Source organism: Aurantiacibacter luteus, from assembly GCF_001010945.1.
In the GTDB taxonomy this organism is placed as follows: Bacteria; Pseudomonadota; Alphaproteobacteria; order Sphingomonadales; family Sphingomonadaceae; genus Alteraurantiacibacter; species Alteraurantiacibacter luteus.
Genome location: NZ_LBHB01000001.1, coordinates 184246 through 205837 on the forward strand (window position 1 = coordinate 184246; position 21592 = coordinate 205837).

Below are 21592 nucleotides of genomic sequence, written 5' to 3' on the forward strand. Positions count from 1 at the left end.
CCGGCGGGGAGGGCGCCGATACGATTGGCGAGACGACGTGGCACACGACTGGACCCCCGAGAGCTGGCAGGCAGACCGCTTCACCGCGAAGCACCTGCCCGCCTATGACGATGCGGCCGAGCTGGCCGGGGCGACGGACACGCTCGCCGGGTTTCCGCCGCTCGTCTTCGCGGGCGAGGCGCGGCGGCTGAAGGCGGAGCTGGCCGATGTTGCCGCGGGCAAGGCGTTCCTGCTGCAAGGCGGCGACTGTGCCGAGAGCTTCGCCGAGTTCAGCCCGAACAACATTCGCGACACCTTTCGCGTCATCCTGCAGATGGCCGCCGTCCTCACCTTTGCCAGCAAGATGCCGGTGGTGAAGCTGGGGCGCATGGCCGGGCAGTTCGCCAAGCCGCGCAGCTCCGACACGGAAACGCAAGGTGAGGTCACGCTGCCGAGCTACTTCGGCGACAACGTCAACGGCATCGACTTCACCCCCGAGAGCCGTCGCAACGATCCGCAAAGGATGGTGCGCGCCTATTCGCAAGCGGCCGCCACGCTCAACCTGCTGCGCGCCTTTGCCGGGGGCGGCTATGCGAACCTGCGCGAAGTGCAGAGGTGGACGCTCGATTTCATGGGTCGCAGCCCCTGGGCCGACAAGTACCAGGACATCGCCAACCGCATCGGCGAGGCGCTCGATTTCATGGAGGCCTGCGGGGTCGACATCGAGGGCGATCCGCACCTCAAGGCGACCAGCTTTTACACCAGCCACGAGGCGTTGCTGCTGCCCTACGAGCAGGCGATGACGCGGCAGGATTCGATGACCGGCGACTGGGTCGATACCTCCGCCCACTTCCTGTGGATCGGCGACCGCACCCGGTTCGAGGGCAGCGCGCACGTCGAGTTCCTGCGCGGCGTGCTCAACCCCATCGGCATCAAGTGCGGGCCGAGTTTGGCGCCGGAGGTGCTGCTCGGTCTGCTCGATACGCTCAATCCCGCGCGCGAGCCGGGACGCATCACGCTCATCAGCCGCTTCGGGCACGACAAGGTGGAGGCAGGCCTGCCGCCGCTGGTGCGCGCCGTGGAGCGCGAGGGGCATCAGGTGGTGTGGAGCTGCGATCCGATGCACGGCAACGTCGTCAAGGCCGACAGCGGCTACAAGACCCGTCCGTTCGAGCGCATTCTTGCCGAGGTGCGCGGCTTCTTCGCCGTCCACCGCGCCGAGGGCACGCACGCGGGCGGCATCCACCTGGAGATGACCGGCCAGGACGTGACCGAATGCACCGGCGGGGCCGTCGCCATCACCGACGAGGGGCTGAACGACCGTTATCACACCCATTGCGACCCGCGTCTCAACGCCGCGCAGTCGCTGGAACTGGCCTTCCTGCTGGCGGAGATGCTCAACCTGGAACTGGCCGAAACCCACCGCGCCGCTGCGGAATAACCCCTAAGGCCTGTCGCCCAAGGTTCTTACCCTGACGGCCTAGACCCTGCCGCGAAGGCAGGGGAACGGCGTGTTCGCAGACAGGGCAAATTCGTTCCGCGACGCGGGGCTGACGGCGCTGCTTTGGGCGGCGACGGCGCTGTGCACCTTTGCGCTGCGTGATGGCCTTGGCGCAGTGCTGCTGCTGTGGGTCCCCAGCGGCGTGGCCGTGGCCGGGTTCCGCTACACCCGGCGGCGCCACTGGCCGCAGCTCGTGCTGCTGCTTTTCCCGGTCATGTGGGTAAGCGTGATGGCCAGCGGCATCGGCGCGCTTCCCGCGCTGGCCCTCGCCGTCTCGGCAAGCGTGCAGTCCGTATTATGCGCCTGGCTGAGCTATCGCACGCTGGGCAGCCGCCTGGGCGTGCCGATGCGCACCATGCAGGTGGTCGGCCTTTTCGGCGGAGCGCTGGCGAGCTGCCTCGTCGGCGCGCTGATCGCCATTCCCTTCCGTGCCGAGCAGACCATGGCGGAGTTCGGGTGGTGGTTCCTCGCCAACGTCCTCGGCATCCTGATCGCCACGCCCGCGCTGCTGCAACTGCGTGAGCGCCTGACGCGCCGCGGCCTGCAAGCGCTGGTGGCAGTCGACACGGAATACCTGCTCGTGACCATCGGCTGCGCCGTGCTGTGCGGCCTGGCGCTGACCTTGCAGGGCGTGGCACTGATGCCGCTGCTGGTCGCGGCGATGGTCGGGGTGGCGGTGCGATACGGCCATAACGCCATCAGCACGACTCTGCTCAGCTACGTTGCCGTGGCGACCGCGCTGAGCCTGGGTGGCGAGAACCCGGTCCACTACGTCGAGATCGATCGCGGCAACGCCGTGGTTCTCATCCAGTCCTGGCTGCTTACCCTGCTGGCGACGGCCCTGCCGATCTCGGCCATGCTCATGAAGTCCGAGGCGCTGCACCTGCAGCTCATTCGCCGCAATGCCGCGATGCACGAAACCTTGATGATGCTCGACCTGGCGGAAGAACTGGCCGGCATCGGGCGCTGGCGCCTCGACCTCAGGACCGGCGCGCAGGACTGGTCGCAGCGGATGCTCGAACTGCACGGCTTGTCCGCCGATCTTGGTCCCGATCCCGGCGATATCCGGCACTTGCTGCCCGATAGCGGTGCCGAGCTGTTCGACGAGCTGGAGAAGCACGTTCACGATCGCGAGCCGTTCCAGTTCGATTATCGCATCAAGCCGCCCGAGGGACCTGAGCGCATCCTGCGCATCTCCGTACTCAACGAATTCGACATGGCAGGGCGGCGCACCGCGATATTCGGCGTCGCCATCGACGTGACCGAGCAGACCCACCGCGAGCAGGCGCTCGAACTTGCCAAGAGCCGGGCGGTGCGTCTGGCGGCAGAGGCGCAGAAGCTGGCGAACACCGATGCGCTGACCCAGTTGCCCAATCGTCGCTGCACTTTCTCGCGGTTGCAAACGATGGTCGACGTGGCGGAGGATACCGGCGGCAAGCTAACCGCGCTGATGTTCGACATCGACCATTTCAAGGCCGTCAACGATACCTGGGGCCACCAGACCGGGGACGAGGTGATCGTGCAGGTGGCCGAACTCGCCCGGCGGCAGGCGCGGCAGGGCGATGTGGTCGGGCGCATCGGTGGCGAGGAATTCGTGTGGCTGCTTCCCGGTGTCGATGCGAACACCGCCCGAATGCTGGCGGAACGGCTGCGCGCGGCGGTGGAGAACGGGATCGAGGGATCGGCGCTGCCCGATGTGACCATAAGCGTGGGTCTGGCGCAGTTCGCTAATGGCGACGACGGGGAGGATCTGCTCGCTAGAGCCGATGCCGCGCTCTACGAAGCCAAGGCGCTGGGCCGCAACCAGGTGCGCCGCGCCGCCTGATCGTGCGCTTAACACACATCAATCGACCAAAGGCGGGGGTTTCAATTCCCCGGCGTTTGCGCCATGCCCGCATCCAGCCCACGATCCGCTGACGACAGGAGAGGGCCTTGCCCCAGCCGAGCGAACGCTTCCATCAGGCTCCGGCCGAAGACCTGGCCGACCGCTTTCGCCGGACGCGCGCGCTCACCGAAAACCTGCTGGCGCCGCTGAGCGAGGCGGATGCGACCATCCAGTCGATGGACGATGCCTCTCCCGCCAAATGGCACGCGGCCCACACCACTTGGTTCTGGGAAACCTTCCTGCTGCGCGACCACGTGCCCGGCTATCGCCTGTTCGACGAGCGCTGGCCGTTCCTGTTCAATTCCTACTACGAGGCGGAGGGAGAGCGCATCGCGCGCGGGCAACGCGGGCTGGTGACGCGGCCGACGCTGGCCGATGCGCTGGACTGGCGCGCCCATGTGAACGCGGCCATGGAGCCGCTGCTGGACGATCCGCGCGTGGCCGAACTCGTCGCGCTCGGTATCGCTCACGAGGAGCAGCACATCGAACTGCTGCTGACGGACATCAAGCACGCCTTCTTCAAGAACCCCCTCGGCCCGGCAATGTGGGACAAAGGCGAAACGCATACCGCGAAGCAAGGTGAAGGCTGGATCAGCCACCCCGGCGGCATCGCCCGCGTCGGGCACCAGGCGAGCGGCTTCGCCTTCGACAACGAGGGACCGGTACACCGCGTGCTGCTCGAACCGTTCGCCCTGTCGCGGCGACTGGTGACCAATGGGGAATGGGTCCAGTTCATCGCCGACGGCGGCTATTCCGACCATCGCCTGTGGCTGTCCGATGCCTGGGCATGGGTCCAGCGCCGGGGCGTGGCCGCGCCGCTTTACTGGCGCGATGGCGAGCACTTCACCCACGCCGGCTGGCAGGAGCGCGACGCGGACGCGCCGGTGTGCCACATCTCCTTTTTCGAGGCCGATGCCTTTGCCACCTGGGCAGGCGCACGGCTGCCGAGCGAATTCGAGTGGGAGGCCGTGGCCCGCGGGCAGGATGCACCCGACAATGCCTCGCGCTTCGCCGCCGACGCGGGCAACCAGCTCGACGCCGCCTGTCCGCCGCTGCCGGTCGGCACGCCAGAACTTTTCGGCGATGTCTGGCAGTTCACCCGGTCCGCCTATCTGCCCTATCCGCGCTTCCAGCCGGTCGAGGGGGCTGTCGGCGAATACAACGGCAAGTTCATGGCCGGACAATGGGTGCTGAAAGGCGCCAGCTGTGCCACGGTGCGCGGCCATTCGCGGCCCAGCTACCGCAACTTCTTCTATTCGCAGCAACGCTGGCAATTCACCGGATTGCGGCTGGCAAAGGACAATTGATGGCAGACGCAGATGGCATCCGCCTCGTCGATCTCGACGAGGACGGCGTGGACCGCGCCTTTCGCGCCGACGTGCTGAAGGGCCTTTCGCAAGGGCAGAAGGCGATCCCCGCGCGCTGGTTCTACGACGAGCGCGGGTCGCAGCTGTTCGAGGACATCACGCAGGTGGAGGAGTATTACCCCACCCGCGCCGAGACCGCGATCCTGCGATCGCAAGGCGAGGCCTTCGCGCGGCTGATCGGGCCGGGCAGGGCGGTCGTGGAGTTCGGCTCGGGTTCGTCGGTCAAGACGCCGCTTCTGCTCTCGGCCATCGATCCCGCCGCCTACGTTCCGCTGGACATTTCGGGCGATTTCCTGCGCGCCGCCGCCGCCGACCTTGCCGCCCGCTTCCCGCAGGTGCCGGTCTATCCGGTGGAGGCCGATTTCACCAAGCCGGTTGCGCTGCCCGGCGCGGTGGGGAACCTGCCCAAGCTCGGGTTCTTCCCCGGCTCGACCATCGGCAACATGGTTCCGCGCACGGCGGTCGACCTGCTGCGCAACATGCGCGCCACGCTCGGCGACGGCTCGCTGCTGCTGATCGGGATGGACCTCATCAAGGACCGCGCCGTTCTGGAGGCCGCCTACGACGATGCCGCCGGGGTGACCGCGGCGTTCAACCTCAACCTGCTCACCCGCATCAACCGCGAGCTTGGCGGCACGATCCCCGTCGATGCCTTCCGCCACGAGGCGCGCTGGGTGGACCTCTACGCCCGTATCGAGATGCACCTCGTCGCCGCGCGCGATGTTTCCTTCGAGGTGGCCGGTCGCCCATTCGCCATGACGGCGGGGGAGACGATCCATACCGAGAACAGCCACAAGTTCGACGCCCGCAGCAGCAACATGATGCTGCTGGCGGGGCACTGGACCCCCGTCGAGCGCTGGACCGACGAGGCGGAGCGCTTCTCGCTCGTCCTCGCGCGCGCCGCTATAGCGCGCAGCGCGCCCTGACGAGGCGGCGCATCGCATTGCGCGAAATCGGAACTATATAAGGCGCATGGACCTCGCCCCCGTCTTCGACCAGCTGGCGCACTCTATCCGCGGGATTTCGCAGTCGAACCTCCTCATCGCGGCGATGGCAGCGATGCTGATGGGGCTCCTGGGCTCGCTGGTTGTCGGCAAGGTGCCGTGGCTTGGACGGCTGATGCGGATGGGCAGCACGCTCGCGCTGGTGGGCGTCTTGCTGCTGGTGGTGCTCCAGCTGTCGCGGCTCGACCCGCGCTTCGACCTCGCCGTGCCCGAACTGGGCCTGCCGGCGCAGGTTGTGGAGGGCGGGGAGACGCGCATTCCGCTGGCGCGCGACGGGCATTTCTGGCTGGAGGCGGAGATCAACGGCCAGCGCGCCGCCTTCATGGTCGATACCGGGGCTACGCTGACCGCGGTGTCGCAGAGCACCGCCGAGCGTGCCCGGCTGGAGCCGCGCGACGGCGGCCTGCCGATCCAGCTGCAGACCGCCAACGGCACGGTCGCAGCGCAGCTCGCCACGGTCGATGAACTGCGCTTCGGCAACGTGGCCGCCCGCGGGCTCGACGCGGTGATCGCGCCGGGGCTGGGCGAAACGAACGTCATCGGCATGAACCTTCTGAGCCGCCTCGCCAGCGTGCGGATCGAGCAGGGCGAACTGATCCTCACGCCCAACCATCCGCAGCCGCCGCTCGAAACCGCCGAATAACCTGACCGCCGGACAGGGGCAAAGCTGCGTATCCAAACTACACCGCGAGCGACCGCGCGGCGGGTCCATGCCCCGCTAGTCGCACTTCGGCTTCTGGTGCACCAGCTCGGCCTCGTGACCCTGCGGGCTGACGAACTTGGCGATCGTCAGCCCCGGTGCGACCTCGGTCGGGGGCATCTCGACCTTTGCCCCGGCGGCCACAGCGCGCGCCAGCGCGGCGGGTACATCGTGGGTGACGAAGCCCAACGGGCCGTGGCCGGTGCCGATATCAATCGCGAGCGGCACCTTCCGCTCGACCAACATCAGGTGCTGTTCCTCCTGCCCCGGCAGCGAGAGAATGTGTTCGAGGAAGTCGTCCTCGTCGAAAGTGTCGCTCACCTCGAAACCCATTGCCGCCTGCCAGAAGGCGAGCGCAGGGGCCATCTGCGGCACGTTCAGCTTGATGAAGGCGAGGCGCAGCGCGTGATCGGACATGACAGGCTCCTTTGCAGCCAGGTCTATCGCCCCACGCCGCTTTTGCAATTCGCCGCGATTGCGGGCAGGGGCGCTGGCATATGCTGCGGCGCGCTCTGACCAATACCGGCTGGCTGATGGGCGCGCGCGGCGTGAATGCGGTGCTCAGCATCGTCTACCTCGCCATCGCGACGCGGCTGCTCGGGCCCGACGATTTCGGCCTATTCGTGATCGCCTTCACCTTCGCCCAGATCGTGGCGGGTTTCTGCAGCTTCCAGACCTGGCAGGCGATCATCCGCTGGGGGCAGGACGAGGGGGGGCGGCGCACCGCGACCGGGTTCGCCGTGGCCCTCGACTTCGCCGCCATCGCCGCGGGCGTGGTCATCGCGGCGCTGGCGTTGGCGCTGTTTGCGAACACCTTGCTTCTGCCCGCCGAACTTCGCTGGCCGACCTTCGCCTTCACCGTCGCCTCTCTCTTGGCGATCCGCTCCACGCCCACCGGCCTGCTGCGCCTGCACGACCGCTACGACCGCGCCGCCTATGCCGACGCGACGACGAGTATGGTCAGGGCCGCAGGCGCAGTGCTGGTGATGTTTCTCGACCCGACGATCCTCAGTTTCCTGCTCGTCTGGGGGGTGGCCGAGATCGCCACTGCCGTCGTCTACTGGTGGCTCGCCGCTCGGACCGAGCCGATAGACCTCGCGCGCATCAGCCTGACCCGCCTGCCACGCGAGCATCCGGATGCCTGGGGGTTCGTCTGGGGCACCAGCCTCACCGCCTCGCTCGCGATCGCCAGCCGTCAGTTGCTGGTGCTGCTGGTCGGCGTGCTGGGCGGTGCGGCGCTGGCGGGCATCTACCGCGTCGCCTCGCAACTGGGCGAGGGGCTGCTGAAGCTGGCGCAGGCCTTGCTGCGCGCCGTCTATCCGGAACTGGTACGCAATCCCGACACGGCCAGCGCGCTGGTCGGCAAGATCGTCCGCATCGCGGTGGTGACCGGCGTGGCGGTAGTAATGCTCGGCCTGGTGCTGGGCGAATGGATCATCATCGTGGTGGCGGGGCGAGAGTTCGTGGCGGCGACGGTGCCGATGATCGTACTGGCGGGCGCGGCCTCGATCGAGCTGGTTGGCGCGAGCCTCGAGGCCTTGCTGGTCGCGCGCGGGCGGGCCATCGCCAACTTCGTCACCCGCGCCATTCCCCTGACCATCGGCCTGCTGAGCCTGCCCTGGCTGCTCCAATGGTTCGGCGTGACCGGCGCGGCGCTGGTGATCCTGGGCACGAGCCTGGTGACTGTGACGGCCCTTGCCGTGCTCACCCGGCGGATGCGCGGTTAGTCTCGGAAAGGCTGGCTGGGGCGGCAGGGATCGAACCTGCGAATGTCGGTACCAAAAACCGATGCCTTACCACTTGGCTACGCCCCAGCAGGCGCGGGCTCCTATAGCGTAACGCGCCGCCGCCGCAACCGGCTTAGGAGTCCGCGCGGTGTCGCACCGGCTCGAACAGGCTGCGATCCTCGACCGCGTCGAAATCGGCGGCCGAATGGCGTTCGGGCATGGCCTTGGAATTCACGATGCGGCCGCGGATGAAACCGGGCCGCGCATCCAGCGCCTTCACCCAGCGACCCACATGCTCATACTCCTCGTGCAACGAGAGGAACCTGTAGGCATTGCTGTAGGCCCCGTGCCACAGCGCGCCGAGCCACGGATAGGCCGCGACATCGGCGATGTTGAGTTCGCCGGCGAGGTACTCACTCTCCGCCAACCGGTTGTTCGCGACATCGAAGATGCGCTTGGTCTCCATCGCGTAGCGGTTGATGGGGTATTCGTATTTCTCCGGCGCATATTCGTAGAAATGGCCGAAGCCGCCGCCGATGAACGGTGCGGAGCCCATCTGCCAGTTCAGCCAGCTGAGCACCTCGGCCCGCGCCGCTCCGGTCCTGGGCAGCAGGAAATCGAACTTGTCGGCCAGGTGCTGCAGGATCGCCCCGCTCTCGAACACCCGGAACGGCGTCGCGCCCGAGCGATCGAGAAGGGCCGGGATCTTGCCGTTGGGATTGAGCGCGGTGAAGCCGCTGCCGAACTGTTCGCCGTCGAAAATCTTGATCATCCACGCATCGTACTGCGCCAGCGGGTGCCCGGCCTCGAGCAGCTCCTCGAACATAATCGTCACCTTTTGCCCGTTCGGCGTCCCGAGCGAATAGAGCTGAAACGGGTGCTCGCCCTGCGGCAGCTCGGCCTCGTGCCGGGCGCCCGCGGTGGGTCGATTGACGCCGGAGAACTTGCCGCCGTTCTCGCTCGGTTGCCAGACTGCGGGCGGGGTGTAGGTGGGGTCGGCCATAGGATGCTCCTGCAAGGGTCGGTTGCCGGCGAGATGAAGCTCCCATGCCGGTGCGGCAAGCAAGCGTATGTTTACCAGCCTGCCGGCCGCGCTTTATCGCAAGACGGCTGGCCTTTGGTCCAGCCTGCGGAACCGCCTGCCAGATCAGGTCGTTACGCCACCTATCATGGCCTCCCGTCCAACCGACATCGTCTACGTCGATGATTGCCAGCCCGGCATCACCCGCAAGCGTTCGGGCAAGGGATGGGCTTACTACGACTGCGAGGGCAAGCTGATCCGCAACGCGAAGGAGCGCAAGCGCCTGAACGCCATCGCCTTGCCGCCCGCCTACCGGAAGGAATGGTTCTGCCCGCAGCCTAACGGTCACATCCTTGCCACCGGCTTCGATGCGAAGGAGCGCAAGCAATATCGCTACCACCCCGATTTCCGCGCCTGGCGCGAGGGCGAGAAGTTCGACGGCTGCACTGCCTTCGGCCGCGCGCTGCCGGCGCTGCGCGAGCGGGTGCTAAAGGACATGCGCTCGCCCAAGCTGACGCGCGACCGGGCGGTGGCTGCGGTCGTGAAGCTGCTCGATCTCGGCGCGATCAGGGTGGGGAACACCTGTTACAGCAAGGCCAACCAGAGTTTCGGGGCGACGACCCTGCAACAGCGCCATGCCGAGGTGACGGGCAAGACGCTGCGCCTGCGCTTCGTGGGCAAGGGCGGCAAGGACCGCGACGTGAAGTTGTCGGACGCATCGCTGGCGCGCGTGGTGCGCCAGTTGCAGGACCTGAACGAGCAAGAACTGTTCGCCTGGGTCGGCGACGACGGGGAGCCGCAGGACGTGAACTCCGGCCACGTCAACGCCTACCTGCGCGAAAAGATGGACGGCGCCTTTTCGGCCAAGAACTTCCGCACTTGGCACGCCAGCGTCATGGCTTTCCGGATGCTGGCGGAGGCGGAGGAAAAGCTGACGATCAAGGCCGTGCTGCAGCGCGTGGCCGATCACCTCGGCAACACGCCCGCCGTCACCCGCAAGAGCTACATCCATCCCGCCGTGATCGAACTGGTCGCGCGGCAGGAAGAATGGCGGGCGAACCTGAAGCTGCCGCGCCCGGAAACGCACCTGAACCAGTACGAGCTCGGCCTGCTGGAAATGCTCGAGCAGGGGCCCGAGGCGTTTCAATACCTGAAGGCGGCCTGAGACCGCCCGGCTTCAGTCAGCCGACCTCGACTAGCGTGCGCTCGGAAAGCTCGCCCATCAGCGTCTGCAATTCTGCGCGGCAAACCGCTTCGTCCACGTCGTAGGCTTCGCGCATCGCCGCTACCAGGTCGCCGAACCGCGGATTGGCCTCGAGCATTTCCCATGCCGCGCGCCCGGTGTCCTTCAGGCTGTAGAACTGGCCGTTGACGATGTGCAGCAGCACCACTTCGTCGTCCACGACAGTCTCCACGAAATTCTCGGTCTTGCTTATCCTGGTATCGTCGTCGATCTGCACGCTGTCATCCTATCTCGTCGCGGCTGCCGGTCAGGCCCGGTAGCCGAGTTCTTCCATCACATCGCCATTCACGTCGAGCAAGGCCTGGCGCTGCGCCGCGCTCAGGACATTCCACCCGTCTCCGGCACGCCCCGCGCGGAAGAAGCGACCGGTGGCTTCGGGTCGTTCGCGAAAGCCGTGCTCGTCCTCCTTGGCGCGCAGGCGCTCGAAACTGCTCTCGGCCACCGCCTCGGCAATCAACGCGTCGTCCCCGGCCTCGGGGAGGTCAAGGAACTGCGCCATGCGTCGTAGCTCGCCGGCAGTGTCCGCCAGCATGTCCTCGTACCGGACGGTCAGCACGGGAATTTCGTCCTGGCGTTGCCAGCTGAGGTAGTGACCGCGCCAGCCGAGAGTCCTCTGCCGCAGCTGGGCCTTGCTGCCGCCGGCCATTATGTGCGCAGGGTCGTTAAGTTGCCGCACGATCCTGTCGTAATCGGTGTGCCCTTGGTGGTTGGCATAGGACACCGCGACGTCGAAAGGGTGGCGTACAAGGTAGATCGCTCCCGCGCTGCAATCGGCGGGAAACAGCGGCTCGCCGTTGCCACTATCGTGGTAACCATCGTGAACCTTCACGAATATCCGGACGAGCGCATCGCGTGACTGTGCACGATAGAACCCCGGCCGCAGCAGGTCGATCTCGTCGTCGGTCAGGTCCGACGAGGGCAGGCCGGACGCCTGGTCGAAGGCCGCGCGGTTGGAGGAAATCGAACCGGCAATGCTGACGAAGCGGTCGTTGTCGATCCCTTCGCGCGCGGTCAGGTTGGATAGCAGCACGCGCGTCCACGTGTTGCCCGACTTGGGAAAGGAGGTGAGCCAGACGAGGTTTCGGTCGGGCCGCGAATGCGGCACGCCGATATCGCCCCGGTCAGGCCCGGTCACGGCGCGCACCGTCGTCGCGGATCCAGTCGGCCATGAAGGCGGTGCTGCGCTCGAATTCGCGCTTCTTCAACGGCCGATCGAAGGTCCTCACCTCGACGGCCGCAATCAGTCGGGCCAGCGCGGCAAACAGCGCGGGACGACCCATGATGGCGTTGCCGAAACGGATGCGGTAGACGCTCTCGCGCAGCTTCTTGAGCGCCTCGGCCCCCGTCACCTGCTCGATCGCCACCGGCTCGCGGTCGCGGCGCGCGTTCTCGTTCTTCAGGATGAACAGGCTGGCGAGGTGCCCGCAGCCGACCGTCTCGGTCTTGCCGGGGAGGGCGAAGAACTTCTCGAACCCAGGCTCGTCGCGCACCGCGCCCATCTTCTGCGAACCGGTCAGCTCGAGCGCGTCCGCCCACAGCTTCATGTCCTTCTGCCCGGCATAGCACGGCGCGCTCTCCTGCGAGAGCTCGGCGGGATCGATGATCAGCACGTCGTCGGTGAAGAAATCCAGCCCACGGTCGGAAAGCGCGGCGGCGAGCGTGGACTTGCCCGCTCCGGACTGGCCGGTGAAGGCGTGGACCCGGCCCTCGTGATAGACCGCGCTGGCGTGCAGCGGCAACAGGCCGCGCTGGTAGCACAGGGCGCCCCATGCCGATCCCAGCAGGAACAGCGCCACGTCACGGTCGGAGGCGCCGTGGCGGCTATAGGTTATGCGGCTGCCGTCCTCGACAAGGAAGCTCGCGCCGCCCGGCACGTGCAGCAGGAAGCGACCACCGTCGACCTCGTAGGCGACGCCCCCGTCGCTCGTATTCCCGAGGCTGTCGGGCACCGCGCCCTCAGCCACGACCACATCTGCGCCCTCGCCGCGCAGGTAGGGGGCGACGCGGGTGCCGAGATCGAGATCGGCCGTGACGGTAAAGGGCGTGTCTTTCACTGGTTCTTTCCATTCGCCCAGTTGATGTATCGCGACATCCCGATCACGCGGCCCAGGCCGACCATCGCGATGAGGTAATCCGGGTGATCGTTCGCCGTCAGCGGCGTGCGTTCGGGCCAGGTGTCGAACAGGCGGCGCAGGCGCGGGATGTCGAAGCGATGGGCCATCTCGGGATCCTCGGCAGCGCGCTCGATCTCATCGCGGTAGCGATCGATATCCTTGGTGAAGCGCGCGTGCCAGTCCGCGGATTGGCGGCCGCGCACCTTGAGATCGACGATCTCGGGCGGCAGGCGGTCCTTCATCAGGCGCCGCGCCAGCCAGCGATCGGTGCCCTCGTTGAGGTACTGCTCGTCGGGAATGGCGGCACAGAACTCCGTGATGCGGCGACATCCCAGCGGATCCCGATGGTCGACCTTGTTCATGCTTTGCCCGGCGAGCATGGCCAGCGCGTTCTGCTCGCGATTGCCGTTGAAGGTCATCTGGCGGCGCAGTTCCTGCGGGCTGGCGATGGTGGTGTAACTGTCGTCCCAGTCCATCTCGCGCGCGCGCTCGGCGACCTGCATGTCGCTGGCATATGCCGGGTTGATCGCCGAGAAACCCGTGTAACCCGCGTGCGACAGGTCGCCGCGCAGCCGGGCGATCGCCTTGTTCACGCCGGCAGGCATCAGCGGGCTGAAGACCGCACGGTAATACCGTTTCAGCATCCCCTGCTGCCAGTCGAGCTGGCGCAGGCCCCGGTGCATCTCGCCCCAGCGCAGCTCCTTGAACAGCTTGGGGAAGACGTTGCGAGCCGTGAACGAGATCGTGCGGTTGCCGCTGGCCCCGCCGAGCAGGACGCTGCGCCCCGCCTCTCGGGTGCGCCGGGCGATTTCCTGCCCCCAGTGGAGGTTGTTCCAACCGAACGGCGGCATCTCCGAATAGCGGATCATGTCGTCGAGCCCGTGGTCGATCGGCAGCCCCTCGCCATCCACGAAGGTGACGTCGAACTGCGGATACATCCGGGCCAGCGCGCGGACCGGGCCCGATTCGTCGCCGAGGCGGCCCGCGCCGTAGGTCCGGCCGTCCCAGTCCTTGCCGGGCACATGGGTGAAGCCCAGCAGCGGCGCGGTAAAGCCGTGTACGCCGCGCCCCAGCGCCTCGAGCGCATAGACCGATACGGTCGAGCTATCGAGCCCGGCGCTGACCGTGGTGGCCGGCGTGACCCTGGCCCGCATGCCCGCTTCCACGGCATCGCGCATGAGCGCATCGAGCGCTTCGACGTACTCATCGTCGCGGGCGAAGCGGACGGGTTTGAGATCGTCGAACGAATAGTAGCTCTCGGTGCGCAGGCCCTCTCGGGTCACCTCGAGCCAGTGCCCGGCCCGCAGGTGTCGCACGCCCTTGAAGAAGGTGCGCGCGCTATCTTCGTAGTTGAGGATCATCACATCTGCCACGCGCTGCTCGTCGACCTCGCGCGGGATGGCGGGAAGGGCGAACAGTCCGCGCGGGGCCGAGGCGATGGCGAACAGCTGCGCGCTCTCGTGATAGACCAGCGGCGGCCCCTGCAACGCGGCCTTGGCGGCGAACAGCTCCTGCCTGGCAGCATCGAGCACCACGAAGGCCCAGTTCCCCTCGAGGCGCAGCAGGCCGTCGCGGCCCCATCGTTGCCACGCGGCATGGGCCATGGCGCTGTCGGGCATGGCGCGCGCCTCTTCGCTTGCCAGACCCAGGGCGCGGGCAAGATCGGCGCGGTAATCCAGCCTGCCAGTGAAGAGGAACGCGGTCTCGCCGGCGACGATGGGCTGCTCGTCAAAGGAATCTTCCGGCGTGAACTCTGTGCCCTTGGTCCAGCACCCAGCGAGTGCGCCGAGCCGGCGATATCGCTGCTCCAACGGGCCATGCAGGGCCAGGCCGCCCGCCATGCGCGCGATATCCTCTTCGCCCACCGGCGCGCCGTTTCGCTGGAAGATTGCGCCGATGGCGGACATGGCCGCGCGCATACCCAGACCGGCGCCACCAAGACAAGGGGCATGTCGGCAACTGCGCCTGCTTTCCGCGCCTTGATGCGTGCAGATGAAGAGCGCAATGTTGCCGTCCGCGCCATTGGCCGTATAGGCCATCGGCTGACATGAGCCCCTATCGAGCCTTTCGCAGAAGCCTGTTCAAACTGGAACTGTGGCTGTCGCTCGCCTTCGCGCGGTTCCTGATCCGCTTCGTTGCCTTTCGCCGGTGGAAGGCGCTGCTGGGGCCCATCGACGGCGAGCGCAGGCCTGCCGACTGGCCTGAGGTCAGCGCCGAGCAGATTAAGCAGGCGCAATACATCGGCCGCGATGTCAACCGCGTAGCCGATCGCCTGCGCCTGTTCGAGGCCGTGTGCCTGCCGCGCGCGATGGCGGGGCGCTGGGCGCTGGCGCGGCGCGGCATCGATTCGCGCATCATCATTGGCTCGCGCCGCGGCGAGCCCGAGGAAGGGCTGCTGTTCCACGCCTGGCTGATGGTGGGCGAGGCGGTGATCACCGGCGGTGCGGAGCGCGCCGAGTTCCTCGCCTTCCGCCGCCGCGCCGGCGCTGCCGGCGCTGCCGGCGCTGCCGGCGCTGCCGACGACGCCCGCGCCCATGCCGGCTGAGCCCGCGACAGACCGGGACCGGGGCAGCTTTCGCGACCTGCTGGTGGCTATCTGGAACTATGCCGGCGACGGGGTGATCGGGACGCTGACCATCGTCGCGCTCGCCGCCGTGCTCGAAAGCGTGGGGCTGGTGCTGCTGATTCCCGTGGCGGAGACGATTTTCGCCGGCGATACGGGGGCGCCATCGGGCGTGACCGCATGGCTTTCGGCAAGGATGGAGGGTCTGGGCCTCACCAGCGTGATCGAGCAGCTGGCCGGGATGGGCGTGGTCTTCACGGTGTTGGTCGCCCTTCGCGCCGTGGTGCTGCTGCGCCGCGACATCCTGCTGATGGAGCTTTCGCAGGGTTTCGTCGACCGCATCCGGCTCGATTTCTTCGCCTTGCTGGCCCATGCGGACTGGCCGGTGATCAAGCGCTATCGCAAGGCGGAGCTGCTCAACACCATGACGACCAATGTCGCGCGGCTGGGGCAAGTCATGCGGTTCCTCACAAGCGGCGTCGTCATGCTGGTGCTGGCGATTGCGTATCTCGCCTCGGCCTTCGTGGTCAGCGTGGAGCTGGGTCTGGCACTGATCGTGCTGACGGCGGCCGGCGGACTGGTGGCGGCCGTCTGGGCGCGGCGCAGCCACGGCCTGGGGCGCACGCTCAACCTCGCCAATCGCGGCGTAATGCACGAGACGACGACTTTTCTCGACGGCATGAAGGCCGCCAAGGCTGCCCGCGCGGAGGACGAGCTGAGCCGCCGCTTCGCTGCCTCCATCGTCGAAACGCGTCGCATCTCGGTCGATTTCGTCATGCAGCAGGGGCGACTGCGCAACGCCATCCAGTTCATTGCCTCGGTCGCCGCGCTCGCGGTGCTGCTGCTGGGTTACGGGGCCATCGGGCTGGACGGGGGCGAGCTGGTGCTGATGGCGGCCATCGTGCTGCGCCTGGCGCCGAACCTCGTTTCCACGCTCACCGGCATCCAGTCGCTCGCCCACGCGCTGCCCGCCTTCGAGGCGATCCGGGCGACCGAGGACGAATTGCGTCGCGCGCAAACGGCGGCAACGGTGGGGGAAGACACGACGGCCAACACGTTCGCCGCGCCGACAGAACCGCTGAGGGCCGAGAACGTGCGCGTCGACGTGGCGAACGAGGCGGGCGAGACGGTAACGTTGGTCCGCGCGGAGGCGCTGTCGTTCGCTCCGGGCACACTGGTTCACGTGGGCGGGCCGTCCGGTGCGGGCAAGTCCACCCTCGTCGAGCTGCTCGCAGGCCTCCACCTGCCCGCCGCGGGCACGGTCTCTCGCGGCAATCTGGCGCTCAATGCCGCCACTCGCGCCGCCTGGCAGTCGCGCGTCAGCTTCGCCCCGCAGGAGCCCTTCCTGTTCGATGCCACGGTGCGCGAGAACCTGCTCTGGCCCAATCTCTCGGCGGACGACGCACGGATGTGGCAGGTGCTGGAGCAGGCCGCGGCGGACGATATCGTGCGGCGGCTACCCGCCGGCCTCGACGAGCCCCTGCTCGATGGCGGAGCGCGCCTGTCCGGCGGCGAGCGCCAGCGCCTGTGCCTGGCGCGGGCATTGCTGCGCCCGGCCGATCTCGTCATCCTCGACGAGGCGACCTCGGCGATGGACGCGGAACTGGAGCGCCGCATCGTCGGGCGGCTGAAAGAGGAGATCGGGTCGCGCGTGGTGCTGCTGGTCTCGCACTCTCTGAATGCCGTCGCCCACGCGGATCAGCGCATAACGGTGAGCGAGGGCGTGGCGCAGATCGCCTGATCCGCCCTTTCCCTTGTTGCCAAAACGTTCCCCGACGCTAGATTGGAAGGCGTGAAAGCAGGGATACAGTCAGACACCAGCGCGCAGGTGATGGACCTGATCGCGAGCAATCCGGTCGCCTCCGTCGTGAGCGATCCGCGCAAACCCGACAATCCGATCATCGCGGTCAACCAGGCCTTCCTCGACCTGACGGGTTATTCCGAAGAGGAAGTCGTGGGGCGCAACTGCCGCTTCCTCGCCGGGCCCGGCACCGAGCCCTGGCTGAGCGAGCGGATGCGCCAATGCATTCGCGCCCGCAAGGCGGTGCTGGTCGAGATCCTGAACTACAAGAAGGACGGCACGCCCTTCCGCAACGCCGTGCTCGTGGCGCCGATCTTCGACGAGGATGGGGAGGTCATGTATTTCCACGGCTCGCAGGTCGAACTCGACGAGAGCAGCGACAGCCCCGAAATCACGCGCCGCGAGCGGGCCAGCGTGGCCGTGCAGAGCCTTTCGCCCCGCCAGCGCGAGGTGCTTAAGCTGGTGGCAGGAGGGCTGCGAAACAAGCAGATCGCCTACGAGCTTGGCCTGTCGGAAAAGACCGTGAAGATGCACCGGGGGCTGGCGATGGAAAAGCTTGGCACGCAGAGCAGCGCCGACATGATCCGCATCGCCGTCGAGGCCGGGCTCTAGCGGCTATTCGCTTGGCGCGGGACAGGCGATGCTGACCCTACGGCCGTATTTTGCTTGAGCACCGTTGCTGTATAGGCAGTACTGCATCGCGACCGGACCGGGGCCAACCTTCCCCCCTCGACAGGTCCCGCATTCTCCCCTTCTCCATCGATTCCGGTCGCGATGCACCGCTTCGCGCTGCGCCTCAATCGAAAAGGCGGGGCAGGAAATCCGCAAGGTAACGCCGCCAGTTGATCCAGGTGTGGCCGCCGTCGCTCTCGTTGTAATGCGTCGCAACGCCTGCCTCCGCCAGCATGGCGAGCGTGGGGGCGGCGCTGGCGTAGAGGAAATCGTCGGTGCCCATCGCGTAATAGACCGGCTCCGCCATCGCGGCACGCGCGGCGAGCGCTTCGGCATTGCGTGCGGCGAAGGCGGAAACTTCGCGCGGATCGTCGAAGCCCAGCCCCATCGAGAACACGCCGACCTCGCCGAACAGGTCGGGCCGGGTCACACCGAAGTTGAGCGTGTGCGCGCCGCCCATCGACAGGCCGGCCATCGCCCGGTGATCGGCATCGGGCAGGGTGCGGAAGTTGGCATCTACGAATGGCACGAGGTCTTCGGTCAGGTCGCTGCCGAAGTCGGGGTTCGCCAGCATGGTCGCTCCCGTCCTCGGCGGGGTATGGCCGAACGGCATGACGATGATCATCGGCACCGCCTCGCCCGCGGCTATCAGGTTGTCGGCGATGTAGTTGGCATGGCCCACGTTGGTCCAGCTGTCCGCCGAATCGCCCGCGCCGTGGACGAGGTAGAGGACCGGGTAGCTCTCGCTGCCGTTCATGTAGCCGGGCGGCGTGTAGACAAAAGCCTCGCGCACGGTGCCGAGGGTGGATGAGACGTACTCCACGCGGCTGACCACGCCGTGCGGCACGTTCTCGCGGAAGGTCTGGAACGCGCCCGCTTCGCCCGGCACCTCGAGCACGGAATTCACGCCCGTGCGCTCGCGGCTGAAGGTGAAGGCCATGGGGTCGGGCACCTTGGCGCCGTCGATCTCGAAGTTGTAGCGATAGGTGTCGGCGGGGACGGGCAAGGCGGTCGTCACGCTCCACAGGCCGCTGGCATCGCGCACCATCGGCAGGCCGCGCTGGCCGCCGGTGAAGCCCGCGGGCACCCACGGGTCGAGATCGTTGCTGACGACCTTCACCGCGCTCGCATCCGGCGCGCAGAGGCGAAAGGTGACGCGGCCATCATCTTGCGGCTCGACCGAGCGGTAGGTCATCGGCTGGAACGGCGCGGTGTCGCGGCAGCTGCGGGGCGCGGCCTCGTCCTGAGCGGCGGCAGGAGCGACCGCGACCAGCGCGAGCAATGCGGCGGCCAAGGCTGGCGACTGGCGAAGTGACATGGGTTCCTCCCTCTTCATGCGGATTTCAGAGCACAACTGGACCCGCCGTCAATAGCTTGATGGTCGCCGCCACATCGTGAGCGAGGGCTGGCTGGGCGATCATCGGTGCGTCAGCGGGCGCGTCGCGCGGCGGGAGTGCACCGTCACAGGCGCAGCCCGAAGCGCGGGCCCAGCCAGATCATCCCGAGGTAGAGCAGCGTCGTCAGCGCGCAGCCGAGCGCCAGCGCCGCCCAGAAGCCGACTCCGCTGCGCAACAGCCAGGGGATGACGAGGAACATCGGCAGCGAGGGCAGGATGAACCAGAAGGTCGTGCCCGACAGCGCGGCCACCCGCTCCACCTCTTGGCTGTCGCGCCACAACCAGATCATCGCCAGCACGCTGACCAGCGGCAGCGCCACGATCAGCGCGCCTATCCCCGGCCAGCGGCGGGCGACCTCCGAGGCGACGGCGATGACGATGCCGGACAGCGCGGCCTTGATGAAGAGATAAAGCATAGATGAAACTCTCAGCCGTGGGGCACATTGTCGATGCCGCTGCCTTTGCCGGGCCCGCCGGTAGACTTCATCTCTCCCCCGCCCCTTTTCAAATACGCCGGCAAAGCCAGTGTGGCGGCTGCAAGAATGACCATGTCCGCAGCCAACAGTCGCTTCTCCTCTGGGTCATAGTCATCAACCCGACCCTCTTGCACACCCCCACTGACATTATTCATAATTGCTCAGCCAGCGCGAGAGATCGACCTGCCTCAGGGCTGCGACAGAGGTGTCCGCCGAAAGAGCATCGCAGCTTCGTGCATGCGCTGGCGGCCAGTGGCGAAAGCACCGCAAACAGGGCTGTCACAACGGGCGCTGGTCGGGGCCGATGGGGATGACGAGGTCGGCGCGCGCGGGCATCGCGTCCAGCATGTGCAGCGTCAGCCGCTCGAAATGGGAGAGGAAGCGATCCACCTCGGCGGGGCTCATCGGGCCGGGAGCGCCGGGATTGCGGGCGCGAAGCTTTTCCTCTTGAAGCCTGCGGTTGCGGCGGACCTCGGCGAAACTGCCGACCTTCAGCATCAGCAGCAGGTCGACCTGCGCAAACAGCCGCGCGTAATCCTCGCCCAGAAGGCGATTGACCGTATCGCGCCACGTGCCGTCGACGTCCTCTTCGGCCTCGAGCGCGTTGACCGGCTCGGCCAGCGCGGCCTCATCCTGCGGAATGGCGCCGAGGCACCAGCCTTCGAACAGCAGCACGTCGACCGGGCCCGGCACCGGCACACTCTCGGGTGCCCGGTCGTCCATCGCCTTGTCGAAGCGTGGCAGAGTGACGGCACGGCCCGCGCGAATGGCCTCGATCACCTCCATCCCCAGCGCCGGAGAATGCGTGCCGGGCACCCCGCGCGTGGCGAACAAAGGGTGCACCTGCCGCGCCAGCGCCATGCGCTCGGTGCGGGTGAGGTAGATGTCGTCGATCGAGAGGGTGACGGCGCGCAGGCCCCGGCGGCCGAGCAGCAGCTCGAGGAAGCGGCACAGCGTTGTCTTCCCCGATCCCTGTGCGCCGTTGATGCCGACGATCAGCGGCGTATGGCCCGCCGCGCGGGTGGCGATCCGGTCGGCGAGCGGCTTCCAGTGGCGCTCGACCACCTCGGCGTAGTCTGCGGGCAGGCCCTCGGCAGCAATGAGGTCGGCGACCGCGTCGCTCACCCTACCTTGTCCGGCAGCGGCTTGCCCGCGGCAAAGGCCTCGATGTTGGCGAGCGCACGCAACCCCATCGCCTCGCGCGCCTCGGCAGTGGCGCTGCCGAGGTGGGGCAGGAGTACGACGTTTTCCAGCGCGAGGAGGGCGGGGGGCACGCACGGTTCGTCGGGATAGACATCGAGCCCTGCGCCGGCGAGATGGCCGTTGCGCAGGGCCTCGGCGAGCGCCGCATGATCGACCACGCCGCCGCGGGCGGTATTGACGAGGTAGCTGCCCGGTTTCATCGCCGCGATGGCGGACGCGTTCACCAGGTTCGCCGTCTCCTCGCCGCCGGGCACGTGCAGGGACACGATGTCCGCCGTGCCGAGAAGATCGATGAGATCGGGGCAGAACCCTGCCTCCAGCGCCGCCGCCGCCTCGCTTTCGCGGCGGGCATGATAGGCGATGCGCATCCCGAAGCCATGCCTCGCGCGCTCGGCCACGGCCTGTCCGATGCGACCGAAGCCCACCACGCCCAGCACCTTGCCACGCAGGGCGCTGCCGATCATTTGCGTCGGTCGCCAGCCGCTCCAGTCGCCGCGCCGCAGTTCGCGCTCGCCTTCGCCGGCGCGCCTTGCGCACATCAGGATCAGCGTCAGCGCGAGGTCGGCGGTGGCATCGGTCAGCACACCGGGCGTGTTCGTCACCGCAATGCCCCGCGCCCCGGCCGCCGCGAGGTCGATGTGGTCGAAGCCGACACCGTAGTTGGCAATCAGCCGCACCCTGTCGCCGCCCGCGATGACGGCCGCGTCGATGCGATCGGAAACGGTCGGGCACAGCACGTCGCATTCGCCCATCGCCGCTGCCAGCTCGCCCTGCGACATGGGCGCGTCGCCTTCGCGAAGCACCACATCGAACCGGTCGGCGAGCGCGCGCTCGACCGTTTCGGGCCAGCGGCGGGAGAGCAGGAGCCTGAGCGTCATGCGGGGGTGATGCGCCCGGTTTCGCTGCGAGTCGAGGCGGGGGCTATCTCAACGGTATCGAT

At 67.6% G+C, this 21592-nt stretch carries 20 protein-coding genes and 1 tRNA gene; 10 read left to right on the forward strand and 11 right to left on the reverse strand.

Features of this window, described 5'->3' with window-relative positions; genetic code table 11:
* Nucleotides 1–37: 37 nt before the first annotated feature.
* From AAW00_RS00865 to AAW00_RS00885, 5 genes are all read left to right on the forward strand, one after another.
* Nucleotides 38–1420, forward strand: coding sequence for a class II 3-deoxy-7-phosphoheptulonate synthase (locus AAW00_RS00865; RefSeq protein ID WP_047002481.1), 1383 nt, complete (start codon nucleotides 38–40; stop codon nucleotides 1418–1420).
* 70 nt (nucleotides 1421–1490) lie between these two features.
* A complete protein-coding gene (locus tag AAW00_RS00870) occupies nucleotides 1491–3305 on the forward strand; it encodes a sensor domain-containing diguanylate cyclase (RefSeq protein WP_047002482.1) in 1815 nt (604 codons plus the stop codon).
* A 107-nt stretch (nucleotides 3306–3412) separates the two neighbouring features.
* Nucleotides 3413–4672, forward strand: a complete 1260-nt coding sequence (gene egtB / locus AAW00_RS00875; protein WP_047002483.1) for an ergothioneine biosynthesis protein EgtB — start codon at nucleotides 3413–3415, stop codon at nucleotides 4670–4672.
* Nucleotides 4672–5658 carry an L-histidine N(alpha)-methyltransferase gene (gene egtD, locus AAW00_RS00880; RefSeq protein ID WP_047002484.1) on the forward strand — a complete coding sequence of 329 codons (987 nt, stop codon included), beginning with the start codon at nucleotides 4672–4674 and terminating at the stop codon, nucleotides 5656–5658. Before egtB ends, egtD begins: the two co-directional genes overlap by 1 nt.
* 46 nt (nucleotides 5659–5704) lie before the next feature.
* A complete protein-coding gene (locus AAW00_RS00885; RefSeq protein ID WP_047002485.1) occupies nucleotides 5705–6379 on the forward strand; it encodes a retropepsin-like aspartic protease family protein in 675 nt (224 codons plus the stop codon).
* A gap of 75 nt (nucleotides 6380–6454) precedes the next feature.
* Here the strand turns inward: AAW00_RS00885 and AAW00_RS00890 are convergent, their stop codons facing one another.
* Nucleotides 6455–6853 (reverse strand): VOC family protein, encoded by a 399-nt coding sequence (locus AAW00_RS00890; protein ID WP_047002486.1) that lies wholly within the window; start codon nucleotides 6851–6853, stop codon nucleotides 6455–6457.
* A gap of 80 nt (nucleotides 6854–6933) precedes the next feature.
* On the opposite strand from AAW00_RS00890, the gene AAW00_RS00895 reads away from it, so the two are divergent.
* Nucleotides 6934–8163, forward strand: a complete 1230-nt coding sequence (locus AAW00_RS00895; RefSeq protein ID WP_052761702.1) for a lipopolysaccharide biosynthesis protein — start codon at nucleotides 6934–6936, stop codon at nucleotides 8161–8163.
* 12 nt (nucleotides 8164–8175) lie between these two features.
* On the opposite strand, the gene AAW00_RS00900 is transcribed toward AAW00_RS00895, so the two are convergent.
* Together AAW00_RS00900 and yghU are read right to left on the reverse strand one after the other, a co-directional pair.
* Nucleotides 8176–8250 (reverse strand) — tRNA-Gln (locus tag AAW00_RS00900).
* 46 nt (nucleotides 8251–8296) lie between these two features.
* Nucleotides 8297–9166, reverse strand: a complete 870-nt coding sequence (gene yghU / locus AAW00_RS00905) for a glutathione-dependent disulfide-bond oxidoreductase (RefSeq protein ID WP_047002487.1) — start codon at nucleotides 9164–9166, stop codon at nucleotides 8297–8299.
* 166 nt (nucleotides 9167–9332) lie between these two features.
* Here yghU and AAW00_RS00910 point away from each other — a divergent pair, with 166 nt between their 5' ends.
* Nucleotides 9333–10349, forward strand: coding sequence for a DNA topoisomerase IB (locus tag AAW00_RS00910; RefSeq protein ID WP_047003413.1), 1017 nt, complete (start codon nucleotides 9333–9335; stop codon nucleotides 10347–10349).
* 16 nt (nucleotides 10350–10365) lie between these two features.
* On the opposite strand, the gene AAW00_RS00915 is transcribed toward AAW00_RS00910, so the two are convergent.
* The 4 genes from AAW00_RS00915 to AAW00_RS00930 are packed head-to-tail and all read right to left on the reverse strand — an operon-like array spanning nucleotide 10366 to nucleotide 14448.
* Nucleotides 10366–10644: a PqqD family protein gene (locus tag AAW00_RS00915; protein ID WP_047002488.1), complete on the reverse strand. Its 279-nt coding sequence runs from the start codon at nucleotides 10642–10644 to the stop codon at nucleotides 10366–10368.
* A gap of 30 nt (nucleotides 10645–10674) precedes the next feature.
* Complete coding sequence (locus AAW00_RS00920; RefSeq protein ID WP_162199402.1) at nucleotides 10675–11562, reverse strand: sulfotransferase domain-containing protein; 888 nt, start codon at nucleotides 11560–11562, stop codon at nucleotides 10675–10677.
* Nucleotides 11549–12481, reverse strand: coding sequence for a hypothetical protein (locus AAW00_RS14140; RefSeq protein ID WP_052761704.1), 933 nt, complete (start codon nucleotides 12479–12481; stop codon nucleotides 11549–11551). Before AAW00_RS14140 ends, AAW00_RS00920 begins: the two co-directional genes overlap by 14 nt.
* Nucleotides 12478–14448, reverse strand: coding sequence for an asparagine synthetase B family protein (locus AAW00_RS00930; RefSeq protein ID WP_162199403.1), 1971 nt, complete (start codon nucleotides 14446–14448; stop codon nucleotides 12478–12480). Before AAW00_RS00930 ends, AAW00_RS14140 begins: the two co-directional genes overlap by 4 nt.
* 140 nt (nucleotides 14449–14588) lie before the next feature.
* On the opposite strand from AAW00_RS00930, the gene AAW00_RS00935 reads away from it, so the two are divergent.
* From AAW00_RS00935 to AAW00_RS00945, 3 genes are all read left to right on the forward strand, one after another.
* Nucleotides 14589–15086, forward strand: coding sequence for a lasso peptide biosynthesis B2 protein (locus AAW00_RS00935; protein ID WP_047002490.1), 498 nt, complete (start codon nucleotides 14589–14591; stop codon nucleotides 15084–15086).
* 43 nt (nucleotides 15087–15129) lie between these two features.
* The gene (locus tag AAW00_RS14145; RefSeq protein ID WP_206539308.1) at nucleotides 15130–16845 is read left to right on the forward strand and encodes an ABC transporter ATP-binding protein; all 1716 of its coding nucleotides are present in this window, start codon (nucleotides 15130–15132) and stop codon (nucleotides 16843–16845) included.
* Nucleotides 16846–16935: 90 nt separating this feature from the next.
* Entirely contained in the window at nucleotides 16936–17517 is a 582-nt protein-coding gene (locus tag AAW00_RS00945) for a LuxR C-terminal-related transcriptional regulator (protein ID WP_047003417.1), read from the forward strand.
* A gap of 184 nt (nucleotides 17518–17701) precedes the next feature.
* Here the strand turns inward: AAW00_RS00945 and AAW00_RS00950 are convergent, their stop codons facing one another.
* The 4 genes from AAW00_RS00950 to AAW00_RS00965 form a co-directional block, all read right to left on the reverse strand.
* Entirely contained in the window at nucleotides 17702–18895 is a 1194-nt protein-coding gene (locus AAW00_RS00950; RefSeq protein WP_156169887.1) for an alpha/beta hydrolase, read from the reverse strand.
* Nucleotides 18896–19038: 143 nt separating this feature from the next.
* Nucleotides 19039–19389, reverse strand: coding sequence for a DUF3147 family protein (locus tag AAW00_RS00955; protein WP_047002492.1), 351 nt, complete (start codon nucleotides 19387–19389; stop codon nucleotides 19039–19041).
* A 339-nt stretch (nucleotides 19390–19728) separates the two neighbouring features.
* A complete protein-coding gene (locus tag AAW00_RS00960; protein ID WP_047002493.1) occupies nucleotides 19729–20574 on the reverse strand; it encodes a hypothetical protein in 846 nt (281 codons plus the stop codon).
* Nucleotides 20571–21530 (reverse strand): 2-hydroxyacid dehydrogenase, encoded by a 960-nt coding sequence (locus AAW00_RS00965; RefSeq protein ID WP_047002494.1) that lies wholly within the window; start codon nucleotides 21528–21530, stop codon nucleotides 20571–20573. The genes AAW00_RS00960 and AAW00_RS00965 overlap by 4 nt, the downstream gene beginning before the upstream one ends.
* Between the last annotated feature and the right edge of the window lie 62 nt (nucleotides 21531–21592).

Bases quoted from the DNA above. Each gene is read 5' to 3' on its own strand.
- AAW00_RS00950 (WP_156169887.1), bottom strand. From the start codon at position 18,895: ATGTCACTTCGCCAGTCGCCAGCCTTGGCCGCCGCATTGCTCGCGCTG.
- AAW00_RS00965 (WP_047002494.1), bottom strand. From the start codon at position 21,530: ATGACGCTCAGGCTCCTGCTCTCCCGCCGCTGGCCCGAAACGGTCGAG.
- AAW00_RS00935 (WP_047002490.1), top strand. From the start codon at position 14,589: ATGAGCCCCTATCGAGCCTTTCGCAGAAGCCTGTTCAAACTGGAACTG.
- AAW00_RS00930 (WP_162199403.1), bottom strand. From the start codon at position 14,448: ATGTCCGCCATCGGCGCAATCTTCCAGCGAAACGGCGCGCCGGTGGGC.
- AAW00_RS00910 (WP_047003413.1), top strand. From the start codon at position 9,333: ATGGCCTCCCGTCCAACCGACATCGTCTACGTCGATGATTGCCAGCCC.
- AAW00_RS00945 (WP_047003417.1), top strand. From the start codon at position 16,936: ATGGACCTGATCGCGAGCAATCCGGTCGCCTCCGTCGTGAGCGATCCG.
- AAW00_RS00955 (WP_047002492.1), bottom strand. From the start codon at position 19,389: ATGCTTTATCTCTTCATCAAGGCCGCGCTGTCCGGCATCGTCATCGCC.
- AAW00_RS00885 (WP_047002485.1), top strand. From the start codon at position 5,705: ATGGACCTCGCCCCCGTCTTCGACCAGCTGGCGCACTCTATCCGCGGG.
- egtD (WP_047002484.1), top strand. From the start codon at position 4,672: ATGGCAGACGCAGATGGCATCCGCCTCGTCGATCTCGACGAGGACGGC.
- yghU (WP_047002487.1), bottom strand. From the start codon at position 9,166: ATGGCCGACCCCACCTACACCCCGCCCGCAGTCTGGCAACCGAGCGAG.
- AAW00_RS00890 (WP_047002486.1), bottom strand. From the start codon at position 6,853: ATGTCCGATCACGCGCTGCGCCTCGCCTTCATCAAGCTGAACGTGCCG.
- AAW00_RS00895 (WP_052761702.1), top strand. From the start codon at position 6,934: ATGCTGCGGCGCGCTCTGACCAATACCGGCTGGCTGATGGGCGCGCGC.